We start from the raw sequence: 14,750 nt of genomic DNA, 5'->3' as shown, positions 1-14,750 counted from the left end.
CCTCACCGCGCCTCGGAGCGCACCCGGGGCGCCCGGGTGGCCGGTGCCTGCTCGGTCGAGCCCGGCCGGTAGACGGCGAAGGCGGGGGCCTCCTCGGGGACGTCGGGCTCCGTCCAGGTGGCCGGCGCCCGGCGGGGGCGGGGCGCCGGGCCGCGCGCTCCGCCCGTCCGCTCGGGCGCGGGCGCCTCGTCGACGCGCTCGCGCCCGTCCGGCCGCTGGCGGTCGCCGCCCCGGGTGTGTGCCGGGTCCTCGTGCCGGGCCTCCGGCCGCAGGCGGCTCTGGTCCGTGGCCACCCCGCGGCGCCGGCCGAGCGTCGGCTCGGCGGTGCCACCCGGCTCGGCGACGTCCAGCCGCGCGGCGACCCGGATGTCCCGGAAGAAGCGGCGGTGCCACGAGCCGGCCGAGCTGACCGCCTCGCTGCTGTCCTTGCCGCCGAGCTGGGTGATCCGCCGGTACGGCCGCAGCAGCAGCCAACCCACCACGCCGCAGAGCCAGACCAGGACCACCTGGAGCCAGCCGGGCAGGGTGGGGGTGTTCATGATCAGGTCGACCGCGAAGAGGTAGATGGCGGCGCCGGTGCCGAAGATGGCGATGTTGAAGACGGCGGCCACCACCGCGTTGGCCAGCCGACGCAGGCCGGCACTGGCCGGGCGCATCAGGCCGACCGTGCCGAGGATCGGCGCGGCGATCACCGCCCACCGGAAGATCAGGAAGCCGAGCAGCACCAGCAGCGAGGCGGTCAGGTCGAACATGGCGAAGAGCAGCGAGGCGAGCACCGCGATGAAGCCGGCACCGACCCGGTCCATGTCGCGGGTCCCCTGGAGGTACTCGTACGCCTCCGGGTCCTCCGACTTGATCTGCTCGGCCACCCGCGCCCACTGCTGCTGCTTGGCCTTGATGGTGCCCTCGCGCGTCTTTGGATTCTGACGGAGCTTCTCCGCCTCCTCCCAGGAGAGCGACTTGGCGTCGTAGAGCGCCGGCCCGTACTTCTTGGCGGTCTCGCTGTCGGCCGAGCCGAGCACGCCGCGCAGCCAGTTCCGGTAGAGCATGGTGTCGGTGGCGGTGTCGCTTGCCCGCACCGCGGGGGGACGGTGGTCCTTGCAGGACTCCGGGTCTGAATCGTCGCACTGGCCGGGTGGCGTGTCCCTCGTTCCCGGGCCGACCGCGTCGTGGACGACCGAGAGCGAGGTGATCAGGCTGTTGTCGGCGATGTTGGCGGACTTGACCGGCCAGGCCGCCAGCGCGGTCACCGCCACCATCACCAGCAGCGCCCAGCCCGCCGTGGTCATGGCGTTGCTCATGTCGGACTGGCGCGAGCGCCAGAGCAGGTAGAGCCCCACCACGCAGAGCGTGATGATCCCGAAGACGCTGAACACCTTCTGGTAGACGGCCTTGGTGGCCTGCTCCACCAGCGGATCCGCCCAGCCCCACATCGAGCGCGGGTCCCAGGCCCGCTCGCGCAGCGCGTTCGACGCCCCGATGACCGCGGTCGCGAACATGAACTCGCCGTTGGCGACCATGGTGGTGAAGCGGTAGTCCGGATGGAGCACGGACGAGGCACAGCCGCCGTCGACGTCGTACGTCGTGTAGCTGTAGCCGGCGTAGCCGTAATCGCTGTAGAGCCCCTTGGGGCCGGGGAGCTTGGCCGAGTCCGGGCGGGCCGCGAACCAGCCGGCGAGGCCCGAGTCGGGGGTGCCCGGCACCGGCGCGTTGCGGCACTCGACCTGGTCCTCGCTGACCTCCTTCAGCTTGCCGACGCAGGAGCGGAAGTCGGCCTGCCACTGCTTCGTGCTGCACAGCTCGGCCCGGGCCTGGGCGACGGGTGTGGCGGCGTACGCGGGTGTCGACCCGACCACGGGCCAGGAGATAGTGGCCCCGGCGAGTACGCCGAGCGCGAGGAGGAGCGCCGCGATCCGTGCCCTCGCCATGTCACGCCTCCAGGTCAGCCAGGACGGTCGGCAGCACCCCGGCGGCCTGGGCGACCGCGGCGGGGGTGGTGTCCAGGTGCTCCAGCAGCCCGTCGACGTACGACACGTCGACCCGGACCTTCTGCACGCGTCCGTCGACGTCACGCATCACGAACTCGCGGAAGCCCAGCCGGGCGGCCGATCCCGCGTCGGCCTGGGAGAGCGAGGCCAGGGTGGCCTCGTAGCCGTCGTTGACCGGCACCCGGAGCAGCCGCAGCGCCTCGGAGGCGATCTCGGTGTCCTCGGCGATCCGGCCGACGAAGACGGTGGAGACGAGGTTCTGCACGTCGAGGCCGAGGATGTCCTTCGGGTTCTGCGAGGCGACGAGCGCGGCCAGGTTCCACTTGCGGGAGTCGCGGGCGAGGCGGACCAGGAACGACCGCCCGGAGCGCCAGCCCTCCATGAAGTGCGCCTCGTCCAGGCCGACCAGCTTGCGGGACGACATGGAGCCGCCGTAGCAGCGGCGGACGGCGAGTCGGTGCGCGGTGTGCAGCATCGGCAGGGCGAGCGCCTCCTCCGCCGACCAGTACTCCCGCTCGATCTTCAGGTCGGGCAGTCGCAGCCCGGCCATGGTGATCACGGTGAGCGCCGCGTCGGCGCCGAGCAGGCCCTCCGGGGGCCGGCCGAAGAAGAGCATGGCCAGCGGCATCTCGGCGGTGTCGAGCAGCAGGTTGGCCAGTTCCCGGCCGGCGTCGTCGTCCAGCCCTTGCAGGCAGGCGACCACGTCGTCGAGGGTGGACATCTCCTCGGCGGGGACCTGGCGTACGGCGTGCCGGAACAGGGTGGCGGTGGACGCCTCCCGGGCCACCTGCGGGGGTACCAGCATCATGCAGATGTCCTGCACCAGCATGCGCCGCTCGGCCCGGGCGTTGGAGACCGCGATCTCGAACTCCCGGTCGCCGGCCGCGCCGCTGCCGAACTCGCTGCGCAGTGGCGTCGGGATCAGCGCGTACGGCGCCAGGGTGCCCTGCTCGGAGCCGGTCAGGTTGAGCACCCGCGAGTACGGCGCCAGCTCGGGCATGGCGCAGAGCCGGGCCAGCGGGCCGGACGGGTCGAGCAGGGTCACCTGCACCCCGCGCCGGGCAGCCAGGTAGCCCAGCGCGCCGAGCAGGGTCGACTTGCCGCCACCGGGCTCGGCCACGAAGACCGCCAGCCCGGAGCGTTCGCGGACCTCCATCGGGAAGTGCAGGTCGAGGAAGACCGGCCGGCGGCAGGTGCCGGCGGTGCGGCCGATCAGGTCGCCGCGCCGGTCGCCGACCGTGGAGGCGGCCTGGGGCAGGGCGGCGGCGAGCAGGTTGACCGGCATCCGCCGGACGTAGCCGGTGTTGGCGATCGGCTCGCCGGGGATGAACTCCCGGGCCAGCCAGTCCTGGTTCTTCGGGTGCTGGAGCGAGATGCGCAGCTCGCGGGAGTAGAGCTGGATGAGGCGCCGGGCGCGTTCCAGGCACTCCTCGCGGGTCCGGCCGCCGACCGCGATCCGGTGCCAGCCGTGTGCCCGCGCCGAGTCGACCGGCAGCCCGGTGGTCATCTCGTCGCCGATCACCAGCGCCCGCTTGGCCAGCCGCTCCAGCTCGGGCGGGGCGTCGATGCCGTGCTCGGCGTAGTCGAGCTGCTGCGAGCGGATCATCCGCAGCCGGTGTTCCAGGTTCCGGAAGGAGTCGCCCGGACCGAGGATGTCCACCCGGGTGGAGAGCTCCATCGGCCACGGCAGCCGCTCGTGGAAGTGCAGCCAGGGCTCGTGTCGCTCGGGGATCTCCAGCGGCTCCATCCGGCCCACCGCGAGGACGGCCACGTGCCGCTCCTCGCCGGTCATCCGGTTGACCAGCTTCACCGTGGAGCCGTACGGGGTGCGGTAGCGCTCGACCTGCTCGGTGAGGGCGAGCAGGTCGCCGCGTTCCCACTGCCCGTTGGTGACCGGCGAGAGCGTGCCCGGGGGCGCCATGCAGAGCGCGACCGAGCGGTAGAGCAGCCACTCCAGCTCCTGCGCGGTGACCCGACGCCCGCGCATGCCGAACGCGCCGAGGACCTCGTCGAACTGTTCGACCGTGCGTCCCAGCCGGCGGCGCTCGCCGTCGGCGGTGCCCCGGCCGAAGGTCCGCAGCAGCCGCTCGGCGAGGTTGTCGCCGAGCGACCGGCGGGCGAAGGTGACGCCGAGGTAGGTCTGCCCCTCGGCGTGGTTGACCGCCATCAGGTGCCGCTGGGCGGCGACCAGGTGGTCGGCCCAGCCGGTGGTGCCGGGCACGTCGGGCAGCGGCGCGGCGGTGTGCGCGTCGATGGTGCGGGCCCACTCGTCGGCCGGGAACGGCCGGGTGGTGCGGCGCAGGTGCAGCCGGAAGCCGGCCAGGCCGGCGTACTGCTCGGAGATGGCCGAGAGCAGCGCCTCCCGCTCGGCGTCGGGGCGGAACGCCCAGCGCACCTCGGGCAGCCAGTACCAGGCGGTGACCGTGTTCGGGGTGAAGGTCAGGTGACCGGCGATCTCGGTGATCGCCAGTTCCACCGACGGGTCGCGGTCGGTGAACTTGATCTTCGGCGGGCGTACCCGGACCGGCTTGGCCGGCTTGCCGCGCCGCTCGGCGGCGCGCTGCCTCGGCGGGGTCATCTCGCGGCCGGGCGGGGCGGCCACCTCGCGCCCCGCCGGCCCGGTGTCCTCCCCGGCCCACCGGTCGGCCCGGCGGCCGGGCCGGTCGACGGGGTGCTCCGGGCCGGCCGGTTCGTGGTTCGGCCGGAGGGCCGGCAGCCGCTCGCCGGCCTGCTGCGGCACCCGGGTGCGGGCGGTGGGCGCCGGGTCGAGGGCGGGTGGCCGGCCGGCGGGCGGCTCGGGCAGGGCGGGTCGGGACGGCGCCCGGGTGACCTCGGCCTCCGCGCCCCGACCGACCGGGCGGACGCCGGGCGCGCTCTCCCGGACCCGGGCGACCGGCGGCGCGGCGGGGGCGGGCTCGACCCGCTCGACCCGCTCGGGCGGGGTCGCGGGCTGGTGCGGGACGGGCAGGGCCTCCCGCCCGACGCCGCGGCGTGGCGGCGCCACCACGGGAGCCGGCTCGATGGCCGCCGGCGGGGCGGGCCGGGCGGCCGGCCGGGTCGCGGGTCGCCGGGCGCCGGGCTGTGCCCCGCCGAACAGGTCGAGGAAGGGCGAGTCGATGTCGCCGCTGTCGCCGGCCGCCGGCCGCCGCTGCTCCGGCCCGGCGGGCCGGGCGGCCGGCGGTCGGGGCGGCTGGAAGACGCCGACCCGGCCCTGGCCGGGGCTGCTCACCAGCGCCGGGTCGAGGGCGACCTCGTCCAGCTCGTCGTCGGGTGGGTAGTCGAACGATCGCGCACGGTTACCGAGGGGGTCGGCCGGGCGCCCGGCCGGGGAACCCGGCGTGGAAGAGCGACTCATGCGACCGCCTCACCCGCGTCGTTCGGCTGCGCCGTCGGCGTACGCCCGGTCATGCCAGTTCCTCCCGGATCCTGATCCGGCTCGCCACCAGGCGCGGGTCGCGCAGCTCGGCGGCCGGCTCCCGGGTACGTCGCCAGTCCGTCAGCGCGGTGCGGATGACCATGCGCGCCGGGCGGTCCGGGTCGACGTACCGGAAGACGAACGAGGTGGTCACGATGGCGAGCGAGATCTCCCAGGCGGGGAAGAGCTCCACCTGCAACGTGAACAGCCAGTGGATGAACATGTAGAGGGGTACGAGCAGCATGAACAGGCCGTACTGGGCGTACGGCAGGTGGACGGGCAGGGTGTAGCCGGGCGGCCCGAGATAGACGAGCCGGGCCCGGTAGATGTCGTCGTCGGTGCGCAGCCGCATGGTCGCCGACGCCTATTCGAAGATCAGGTCGATCAGGTAGTCGCCGACGAAGAAGAGTGTTGCCGCGCCGGCGATGAAGGCGAGCCCGATGATGGCGATGGCCGAGCTGGTCAGCACCTTGGAGATCTCGCCCCGGCTGGCGCGCCCGATGAAGATGACGCCGAGGACCGCGAGCAGGATCGGCGCGATCTTGCTGGCGAAGAAGCTGACGACACCGTTGGTGTTGATGCCCTTGGGGGCCGGCTCGGCGAGTGGAGTCGACGCCAGGGGGTGGAGCACGTGGTCGACGGCGGACGTCGCCGTCGCCAGGAGCTCGATGGCGATCACTGAAACCTCCCCATGTCGCGGCCGGCGACGCCGCGGTGGTGCAGTAGATCGGGCCGGGCGGGATGTGCCCACCGGATACAGCGTCCGCGACGCTGCGTCCGTCACTCACCACGGAGAGTGGTGAGCTTTGGAGGGTTTCCTCCCGTTTCGGCCCTCCCTCCATGCTTCGCCATCTCGATGCTGGGCAATTCCAAAGCGTACGGGCCGGCCACCTTTGCGACAACCCGCGAAGACTCGACCCGAACGGGCCCGGACGACCGATCGTACACCTGTTCCAATCCGCATGTCAGCGGTGTCGTCCGGCGGGACCGGCGGGCTCGCCGGATGCCCTGCTGGCGACCGGTACTGTCGGGTCCGTGACCGATCTGGTGCGGGCGCAGGACCCGGTGGTGATGGGCGTCCTCAACGTCACGCCCGACTCCTTCTCCGACGGCGGCCGGTACGCCGATCTCGACGCCGCCGTCGGACACGGGGTGCGACTGCGCGAGGCCGGCGCCGACCTGGTCGACGTGGGCGGCGAGTCCACCCGGCCCGGGGCCGACCGGGTCGACGCCGGGACCGAGACCGCCCGGGTGCTGCCGGTGATCCGCGAGCTGCGCGCCGCCGGCATCCCGGTCAGCATCGACACCAGCCGGGCCCGGGTGGCCGAGGCCGCCCTCGCCGCCGGCGCCGACGTGGTCAACGACGTCTCCGGCGGGCTCGCCGACCCGGACATGGCCCGGGTGGTCCGGGACGCCGGCTGCCCGTGGGTGCTCATGCACTGGCGGGGCCACTCCCGCGAGATGCGCGACCTGGCCAGCTACACCGACGTGGTGGCCGAGGTCCGGGCCGAGCTGGGCCGGCGGGTGGACGAGGCGCTCGCCGCCGGGGTCGCCGCCGAGAAGATCATCATCGATCCGGGGCTCGGCTTCGCCAAGACCGCCGAACACAACTGGGAGCTCAGCGTCCGCCTGCCCGAACTGCTCGAACTGGGCTTCCCGCTGCTCTTCGGGGCCAGCCGCAAGTCGTACCTGGGCCGGCTGCTCGCCGACGCGGACGGCACCCCCCGGCCCATCGCCGAGCGCGAGGCGGCCACCGTCGCCACCAGCGTGCTCGCCGTCGCGGCCGGGGCCTGGGGGGTACGCGTGCACGACGTGCGCGGCACCGTCGACGCGCTCGACGTCTGGCGGGCCACCGGCCGCCCGCGCCTGGTGCCGACCACCCTCTGGCCGGCCGGGTACGAGGGGGACCGATGACCGACCGGATCGAGCTGACCGGCCTGCGCGCGCACGGCCGGCACGGCGTCTACGACTTCGAGCGCGCCCAGGGCCAGGAGTTCGTGGTCGACGCGGTGCTCGAACTCGACCTCGCCCCGGCGGCCCGGTCCGACGAAGTCACCGACACCGTGCACTACGGCGAGCTGGCCGAGCGGCTGGTCGCCGTGATCACCGGGGAACCGGTCAACCTGATCGAGACGCTGGCCGACCGGCTGCTCGCGGTCTGCCTGGCCGAGCCGCGGGTCGCCGCCGCGACGGTCACCGTGCACAAGCCGGAGGCGCCGATCCCGCACACCTTCCGGGACGTGGCCGTGACCCTGCGGCGTACCCGGTGACCCGGGCCGTGCTGTCGATCGGCAGCAACCTCGGCGACCGGCCGGCCCACCTCCGCGCGGCGGTGGCCGCGTTCGGCGACGCGGTGCTGGTGGTCAGCGGCGTCTACGAGACTCCACCGTGGGGGGACGCCGACCAGCCCGCGTACCTGAACGCCGCGCTGCTGGTCGCGGACCCGGCGGCCGGCCCGCGGGACTGGCTGGACCGGGCCCGGGCCGCCGAGGCCGCGGCCGGGCGGACCCGCGACCCCCAGCGGCGGTACGGGCCCCGCACCCTCGACGTCGACGTGATCGCGGTCTGGGACGGCGACGGCCGTCCGGTGCTCCGCGACGACCCCGAGCTGACCCTGCCGCACCCCCGCGCCCACCTGCGCGCCTTCGTGCTGCGGCCGTGGATCGACATCGAGCCGCACGGCCGGCTGCCCGGGCACGGCTGGCTGACCGACCTGCTCAACGCCGAGCCGTTGGCCGGGGACGCCCTGGAACTGCGCCCGCGGCCCGATCTGGCGTTAGAGTCGGACACATGACCCAGTGGAGCCGGCCGGCATGAGCTCGGCGCAGTCCCCGCGCGACCCCAACCGGTTCCGGATGGGGCCCACCCGGATCTCCACCCTGATCGTCGCCGCCCTGGTCGCGGCCGCCCTGGCCTGGCTGCTGATCAGCAGCTTCTACTACGAGGTGGCGCCCGACCTGCCCTGGTTGCCGGTGATCACGTTGGCCGGCCTCGCGGTGCTGGAGGGCTACGCGGCGGTCAACACCCGCAGCCGGATCGAGCGCCGTCCCGGCCGGGACCCGGTCAACCCGCTGCTGGTCGCCCGGTTCGTGGTGCTGGCCAAGGCGTCGGCGCTGGCCGGGGCCATCTTCGCCGGCTTCTACGCGGGGCTGACCGGCTGGCTCTTCATCGAGCGCACCAACGCCGCGGTCGGCGACCGGCCGGCCGGCGGCGCCGGGGTGCTGGCCGCGCTGGCCCTGGTCGCCGCGGCGCTCTGGCTGGAACGGTCCTGCCGGGTGCCGGAGCAGGAGGACGACGAGGACCGCGAGCCGGGCGACCGGGAGACTCCGCGCGGCCGCCTCTGATCAGGGGGTTCCCACCACCCGCGCCCGCAGGTACCGTCCTCGGCGACCGGAGAGCAACGGCCGCCGCCGGTCCGCCCTGTCGGACCTGGACGGCCGCCGACGTGGGAGGCGCGGGCCATGGGGTACGACGAGACAGGCCGGTTCGCACCCGCGGAGACGGCCTCCGGCGTGCCCGCGGCGGTGCTGGAGAACGTCTTCGACGACCCGTCCCACGGTGAGCCCGGACGGGACCGGATCGCCGTCCATGTGATCTGGGAGATCCTGCTGCTGGCCGCGCTGGTCGCGGCCGCCTGGCTGCTCTGGCGGGAGGACTCGGACGCGCTGCGCGGCGGAGCGCTCAAGACCCTGCTGGTCGACGTGGTCGGGCTCGGGCTGCTCGCCCTGGCCGCCGGGCTGAGCCTGCGCGCCGCCGCGGTCAACCTGGCGATCGGCCCGGTCGCGCTGGCCGCCGCGCTGCACTTCGCCGAGCAGGGCGACCGCGGCGTGCGGGAGGCGCTGCTGCCGGCCCTCGGGATCGCGGCGCTCGGCGGGCTGGCGCTGGGCCTGGTGGTCGTGGTGCTGCACGTGCCCGGCTGGGCGGCGAGCCTGGCCGGCGCGGCCGGGGTGATCGTGTACATCGAGCGGCGGACCGCTCCGGTGGCCGTGCAGGGCGGGCACGACCCGCGGTCGACCGCGCTCTACCTCTTCGTCGGCTTCGCCGCGGTGGCCGTGCTGGGCGGGCTGTTCGGCGCGATCAAACCGGTCCGCCGGCTGGTCGGCCGGTTCCGGCCGGTCGGCGACCCGGCCCGGCGTCGCGGCGCGGCCGCCGCCACGGTGACCGCGCTGGCGCTGACCGGCTCGACCGTGCTGGCCCTGCTCGGCGGCGTGCTCATCGCCGCCAACAGCACCGTCCCGGTGGTCCCGAGCAGCGGGCTGGACTGGTCGCTGCTCGCGGTCGGCGCCGCGCTGCTCGCCGGCACCAGCGCGTACGGCCGGCGCGGCGGCATCTTCGGCACCCTCTTCGCGGTCGCCCTGGTTGAGGTCTTCCTGACCTGGGCGGCGGCCCGGGGCTGGACGGTCAACCGGTGGGCCGTCGGCGGGGCCACCGTCGGCGTCGGCCTGCTCGCCACCCGCCTGGTCGAGACGCTCGGCCGGCCCCGCCCGGCCGGCCCGCCCGCGGTCGAGGTGGGGCCGCCCGGCGACGGCTCGATCAGCAGCGGCTGGGCCATGACGCCGCGGCCGGAGCCCACCGACACCTGGCCGTCGGTGCTGCCGGTGCGGACCAACGACACCGGGGTCGAGACCTGGGACACCCCCCGCTGGGAGACCGGGCAGCGCTGGGAGCCCGAGGACCGCTGACCCCACCGGGCGCCACCCGCCGCCGGTGCCGTCCGGCGGGCCGGACGTGATCTCGCCGGGTTAGGCTCGGCGGCATGAGCGAGACCTCTGCCGGCGGCCGCACCTTCGACGAGCTCGACAAGCTCTCCACCGAGGAGCTTCGGGAGCAGGCGTTCCACCTGGCCCGGGAGCGCCGCGACGTCGAGTTCTTCTGGTCGGTGCTGCGGCACCTGCCGAACGCGGACGAGGCCGCGGTGCTGGACGGAGCGCCCAACTCGGTCGGCCCGATCATCGACGAGGCGAACGCGCTGTGGCGGGAGCTGACCGGCCACGGCTACGAGGAGTCCGCCCCGCTGCTGCGGGCCGCGTTCATCGACTACCTGATGAAGCACTGAGCGCGGATGGCCGCCCGCCGGCCGGCGGCGGTCGCGCGTACGCGCAGGTTTGCCCGGCGAGGCGGGCCGGGAACTGACCGCCCCATGGCCCTCGACAACCGTCCCCGCAGCATCAGCCGGTACGGCACCGCGGCCGGCACCGGCGCCCTCGCCGCGCTGCTGCTGGTCGGCGTCTGCGGCAGCCCGATGTACGCCGGGTGGGTGCGGGACACCGACCCGAACGGGGCCGGGGGCTGGTTCCTCCAGCTGCTCGCCTGGCCCGCCTGGCAGCTGCACGCCGACGACTCGTCCCGGTCGGTGCTCGCCACCGACCTGCGGGCCGTGCTGCTGGTGGTGCTGGCCGTGGCGCTGCTCTACCTGCTGCCCGCCGCCCAGGTGGCCAGGGTGCAGGGCTCGGCCAGCCAGTTCCTCTCCGGCTGGGCCGCGTACGTCCTGGCGGCCGGGTTCAGCGCGCTGCTCTCCGCGCTGCTCGGCCCGGGTGGTTCGCTGCTGGCCGCGTTCCAGGGCACCGGCACCGGGGTCACGTACGGCTTCTTCGCCGGCTGGATCATCGGCCTGGCCAGCCTCGGCGGGCGCGCCTGACGGCGCCGGGTCGGGGCGACCGGGCCGCGGGCCGCTCACCCCGGCACGCCGAGACCCAGCACCCGGGCCCGGCTGACCAGCCCGACCGGTTGCCCGTCGGCGGTGACCACGGCGTGCTCGACGCCGGCGGTGAGCAGCGCGCCCAGCGCGTCGTAGGCCGACCCGTCCAGCGGCACCGCCGGCAGGTCGGCCCCGCCGTCGGCGGGGAGCGGGTCGAGCACGTCCCGGGTGAGCGGGGTGACCGCGAGCCGGCGGATGCCCCGGTCGGCGCCGACGAACTCGCGGACGAACGGCGAGGCGGGGGAGCCGAGCACGCTGGCCGGGTCGGCGTACTGCTCCAGCCGGCCGCCCTCGGAGAGCACCGCGATCCGGTCGCCCAGCCGGACCGCCTCGTCGAGGTCGTGGGTGACCAGCACGATGGTCTTGCGGACCTCGGCCTGGAGGCGGAGGAACTCCTCCTGGAGCCGGGTCCGGACGATCGGGTCGACCGCCGAGAACGGCTCGTCCATCAGCAGCACCACCGGGTCGGCGGCGAGCGCCCGGGCCACCCCGACCCGCTGCCGCTGACCCCCGGAGAGCTCGTGCGGGTAGCGGCGGGCGAACTGCGCCGGGTCGAGGCCGACCAGTTCCAGCAGCTCGTGCACCCGGTCCCGGGTCCGCTGGCGGGACCAGCGCAGCAGCCCGGGCACGGTCGCCACGTTGGCGGCGACGGTCTGGTGCGGGAAGAGGCCGACGTTCTGGATCACGTAGCCGATGCGCCGGCGCAACGCGACCGGGTCGACCCGGGTGACGTCGTCGCTGCCGAGCAGGATCCGCCCGTCGGTCGGCTCGATCAACCGGTTGATCATCCGGAGCACGGTGGACTTGCCGCAGCCGGACGGGCCGATCAGCACCACCAGTTCGCCGGCCTTCACCTCCAGGCTCAGCTCGCGTACCGCCTCGGTGCCGTCCGGGTAGCGCTTGCGGATGCGCTCCAGGCTGATCGAGGCCGCGCCGTGTCCGGCGTGGGCTCCCGGGGTAACGTCCACGTGTGTCCCTCCAGCTGAGCTACCGGGCCGCGCCCGGTAACCCGTGGTTCTCCTGGCAGTACGTGCGGGACAACTCTGACACGATCCTCGCCGCCTTGCGTGAGCACACCTGGCTGGCCGCCCGGGCGGTGCTGATCGCCGCCGTGGTGGCGCTGCCGCTCGCCGTGGCCGCGTACTGGTTCCGGTCGCTGGCCGGGCCGGTGCTGGCGGTGAGCGGGGTGTTGTACACGATCCCGTCCCTGGCGCTGTTCGCGTTCCTCGGGCCGACCCTGGGCATCGGCGCGGTGACCGTGCTGACCGTGGTGGTGCTGTACGCGCTGCTGGTCATCGTCCGCAACGCGCTGGCCGGGCTGCACCAGGTGCCGCCCGACGTGCTGGAGGCCGCCGAGGGGATGGGGTACGGCCGCTGGGCCCGCCTGTTCCGGATCGAGCTGCCGCTGGCGCTGCCGGGCATCCTCACCGGCCTGCGGCTGGCCACCGTCTCCACGGTGGCGCTCGTCACCGTCGGGGTGGTGATCGGTCGGGGCGGCCTGGGCCAGCTCATCTTCGCCGGCTTCCAGAACAACTTCTACAAGGCGGAGATCATGACCGGCACGGTGCTCTGCGTGCTGCTGGCGCTGGTGCTGGACCTGGTGCTGGCCGGGGTGGGCCGGTTGCTCACCCCGTGGCTGCGCGGGCGGTCCTCGTGAGCGCCCGCCGGCACCGGGTCGGGTCGGGAGAGCCGGCCCGGTGAACCACCTGCGGGAGGCCGTGGTCTGGCTGAACGACCCGTTGAACTGGACGAATCCCGGCGGGGTCCTGGACCGGCTCGGCGAGCACCTGACCCTGTCCGCGCTGGCGGTGCTGCTGGGCTGCCTGGTGGCCTGGCCGCTCGGGCTCTGGCTCGGGCACACCGGCCGGGGCGGGGGCGCGGTGCTGCTGGTGTCCAACGTCACCCTGGCGATCCCGACCCTGGCGCTGCTGACCATCCTGCCGCTGACCTTCCTCGGCTTCGGGCGGCCGGCGGTGGTGGTGGCGCTCGCGGTGTTCGCGGTGCCGCCGCTGCTCGCGAACGCGTACACCGGGGTGCGGCAGGCCGACCCGGAGGCCCGGGACGCGGCCCGGGGCATGGGGCTCTCCGGCGGGCAGTTGCTGCGCCGGGTGGAGCTGCCGCTCGCGGTGCCGTACCTGGCGGCCGGTTTCCGCACCGCCGCGGTGCAGGTGGTGGCCACCGCGGCCCTGGCCTCCTTCGTCAACGGCGGCGGGCTGGGGCAGATCATCCGGGCCGGCTTCGGGCTGGACATCGCGGCCGGCGGCGGGCAGGTGATCGCCGGCGGCCTGCTGGTGGCCGGGCTGGCGCTGCTCGTCGAGGGGGTGCTGGCGCTGGTCGAGCGGGCGGTGACCCCCCGTCCGCTGCGCCGGGTACGCCGGGCGGCGAGCCGGCGCGCCGCCGACGCCATGGCGGGCGGCTGACCGGCCCGACACCGGGGCCGGATGACGATCAGGTGACGAAACCGGCTCGGAGTTTGTCGGTCGGATCAGGAAGATATTGGCTGGAGTTGCGGGCGGCCGACCGGATCGCCCGTCGGACACGCGGCCGGCCCGTTCGGGCCGCGCCGGGACACGGAAGGCGGGCTACTGATGCGCGCACGTTCACGCCTGGCTGTCGGGGCGGTCGGCGCCGTCGCGGCGGCGAGTCTCCTCGCCGGCTGCGGGGACGCCGGCTCGTCCGGCACCGACGCGCCCGAGCAGGGCGCCTCCGGGGCGGGCTGCGCCCCGGTCGCCGGGGACAAGCTGGTCGTGCTCAGCGACGACAAGAAGCTCCAGAACACCGACAACGTCATTCCCGCGATCAACGTCGACGTGGCCAAGCCGCAGCTGGTCGCCGCGCTGGACAAGGTCTCCGCGGCGCTGGACACGCCCAAGCTGATCGCGCTCAACAAGTCCGTCGACGTGGACCGCAAGACCCCCCAGGCGGCGGCGAAGGAGTTCGCCGAGGCCAACGGCCTCACCCAGGGCCTGGCCAAGGGGCCGGGCGGCCAGGTCACGGTCGGCGCCGGCAACTTCAGCGAGAGCCAGACCATCGCCGAGCTCTACAAGATCACGCTCACCGCGGCCGGCTACCAGGTCAAGGTGCAGACGATCGGCAACCGCGAGCTCTACGAGCCGGCCCTGGAGAAGGGCGAGATCCAGGTCGTCCCGGAGTACGCGGCCACCATGGCCGAGTTCCTCAACACCAAGGCCAACGGCAAGGACGCCCAGCCGGTCTCCTCGCCGGAGCTGGACAAGACGGTCTCCGCGCTCAAGGCCGCGGGGGACAAGGTCGGCATCACCTTCGGCCAGCCGTCCCAGGCGCAGGACCAGAACGCCTTCGCGGTCACCCAGGCCTTCGCCGACAAGTACCAGGTGACCACGCTCTCCGACCTCGCCGCCAAGTGCTCCGGCCAGGCCACCGTGCTGGCCGGCCCGCCGGAGTGCCCGCAGCGGCCGAAGTGTCAGGCCGGCCTGGTCCAGGTCTACGACTTCAAGGCCGGCTCGTTCAGCTCGCTGGACGCGGGCGGTCCGCAGACGAAGAACGCGCTGAAGACCGGCGCGGCCAGCGTCGGCCTGGTCTTCTCCTCGGACGCCGCGCTCGCCGCCAGCTGATCGGCGACCGTCCGGGTCGCGGCGCGTCCGGCGCCGCGACCCGGAACCGCCGCCGG

The 14,750-nt window shown here is 74.5% G+C and carries 15 protein-coding genes; 10 read left to right on the top strand and 5 right to left on the bottom strand.

Features of this window, described 5'->3' with window-relative positions; all coding sequences use genetic code 11:
* Positions 1-2 precede the first annotated feature (2 nt).
* Genes ACIBPB_RS29285 through ACIBPB_RS29270 form a run of 4 tightly spaced genes read right to left on the bottom strand, consistent with a single transcriptional unit; the run spans position 3 to position 6,082 of the window.
* Positions 3-1,928 (bottom strand): MFS transporter, encoded by a 1,926-nt coding sequence (locus tag ACIBPB_RS29285; protein WP_396842669.1) that lies wholly within the window; start codon positions 1,926-1,928, stop codon positions 3-5.
* A 1-nt stretch (position 1,929) separates the two neighbouring features.
* Positions 1,930-5,343, bottom strand: a complete 3,414-nt coding sequence (locus ACIBPB_RS29280) for an ATP-binding protein (RefSeq protein ID WP_396842668.1) — start codon at positions 5,341-5,343, stop codon at positions 1,930-1,932.
* Between the two features lie 49 nt (positions 5,344-5,392).
* Positions 5,393-5,755: a hypothetical protein gene (locus ACIBPB_RS29275; RefSeq protein ID WP_046568405.1), complete on the bottom strand. Its 363-nt coding sequence runs from the start codon at positions 5,753-5,755 to the stop codon at positions 5,393-5,395.
* A gap of 12 nt (positions 5,756-5,767) precedes the next feature.
* Positions 5,768-6,082 (bottom strand): hypothetical protein, encoded by a 315-nt coding sequence (locus ACIBPB_RS29270; RefSeq protein WP_046568403.1) that lies wholly within the window; start codon positions 6,080-6,082, stop codon positions 5,768-5,770.
* Between the two features lie 356 nt (positions 6,083-6,438).
* On the opposite strand from ACIBPB_RS29270, the gene folP reads away from it, so the two are divergent.
* The 7 genes from folP to ACIBPB_RS29235 all read left to right on the top strand — a co-directional run bounded on the left by folP (position 6,439) and on the right by ACIBPB_RS29235 (position 11,041).
* Positions 6,439-7,317, top strand: coding sequence for a dihydropteroate synthase (folP, locus tag ACIBPB_RS29265; RefSeq protein WP_396842667.1), 879 nt, complete (start codon positions 6,439-6,441; stop codon positions 7,315-7,317).
* A complete protein-coding gene (gene folB, locus ACIBPB_RS29260) occupies positions 7,314-7,673 on the top strand; it encodes a dihydroneopterin aldolase (protein WP_396842665.1) in 360 nt (119 codons plus the stop codon). Before folP ends, folB begins: the two co-directional genes overlap by 4 nt.
* Positions 7,670-8,197, top strand: coding sequence for a 2-amino-4-hydroxy-6-hydroxymethyldihydropteridine diphosphokinase (gene folK, locus ACIBPB_RS29255; protein ID WP_396842663.1), 528 nt, complete (start codon positions 7,670-7,672; stop codon positions 8,195-8,197). Before folB ends, folK begins: the two co-directional genes overlap by 4 nt.
* Before the next feature lie 61 nt (positions 8,198-8,258).
* On the top strand, positions 8,259-8,747 hold the full coding sequence (locus ACIBPB_RS29250; protein WP_396842721.1) for a DUF3180 domain-containing protein: 489 nt from the start codon (positions 8,259-8,261) through the stop codon (positions 8,745-8,747).
* A 117-nt stretch (positions 8,748-8,864) separates the two neighbouring features.
* Positions 8,865-10,085: an ABC transporter permease gene (locus ACIBPB_RS29245; RefSeq protein WP_396842662.1), complete on the top strand. Its 1,221-nt coding sequence runs from the start codon at positions 8,865-8,867 to the stop codon at positions 10,083-10,085.
* 74 nt (positions 10,086-10,159) lie between these two features.
* A complete protein-coding gene (locus ACIBPB_RS29240) occupies positions 10,160-10,459 on the top strand; it encodes a hypothetical protein (RefSeq protein ID WP_046568396.1) in 300 nt (99 codons plus the stop codon).
* An 84-nt stretch (positions 10,460-10,543) separates the two neighbouring features.
* The gene (locus ACIBPB_RS29235) at positions 10,544-11,041 is read left to right on the top strand and encodes a hypothetical protein (protein WP_396842661.1); all 498 of its coding nucleotides are present in this window, start codon (positions 10,544-10,546) and stop codon (positions 11,039-11,041) included.
* Positions 11,042-11,076: 35 nt separating this feature from the next.
* Here ACIBPB_RS29235 and ACIBPB_RS29230 read toward each other — a convergent pair whose 3' ends face one another.
* Entirely contained in the window at positions 11,077-12,069 is a 993-nt protein-coding gene (locus ACIBPB_RS29230; protein WP_396842660.1) for an ABC transporter ATP-binding protein, read from the bottom strand.
* 2 nt (positions 12,070-12,071) lie between these two features.
* On the opposite strand from ACIBPB_RS29230, the gene ACIBPB_RS29225 reads away from it, so the two are divergent.
* The 3 genes from ACIBPB_RS29225 to ACIBPB_RS29215 all read left to right on the top strand — a co-directional run bounded on the left by ACIBPB_RS29225 (position 12,072) and on the right by ACIBPB_RS29215 (position 14,694).
* Positions 12,072-12,758 (top strand): ABC transporter permease, encoded by a 687-nt coding sequence (locus tag ACIBPB_RS29225; RefSeq protein WP_396842659.1) that lies wholly within the window; start codon positions 12,072-12,074, stop codon positions 12,756-12,758.
* Between the two features lie 40 nt (positions 12,759-12,798).
* Positions 12,799-13,521, top strand: a complete 723-nt coding sequence (locus ACIBPB_RS29220) for an ABC transporter permease (protein ID WP_396842658.1) — start codon at positions 12,799-12,801, stop codon at positions 13,519-13,521.
* Between the two features lie 168 nt (positions 13,522-13,689).
* Positions 13,690-14,694 carry a glycine betaine ABC transporter substrate-binding protein gene (locus ACIBPB_RS29215; protein WP_357316820.1) on the top strand — a complete coding sequence of 335 codons (1,005 nt, stop codon included), beginning with the start codon at positions 13,690-13,692 and terminating at the stop codon, positions 14,692-14,694.
* Positions 14,695-14,750 lie beyond the last annotated feature (56 nt).

The sequence above is a fragment of the Micromonospora sp. NPDC049836 genome (genome assembly GCF_044465125.1).
In the GTDB taxonomy this organism is placed as follows: domain Bacteria; phylum Actinomycetota; class Actinomycetes; order Mycobacteriales; family Micromonosporaceae; genus Micromonospora.
Note: the sequence above shows the minus strand (reverse complement) of the source record. Positions and strands in the feature narration are given on the sequence as shown.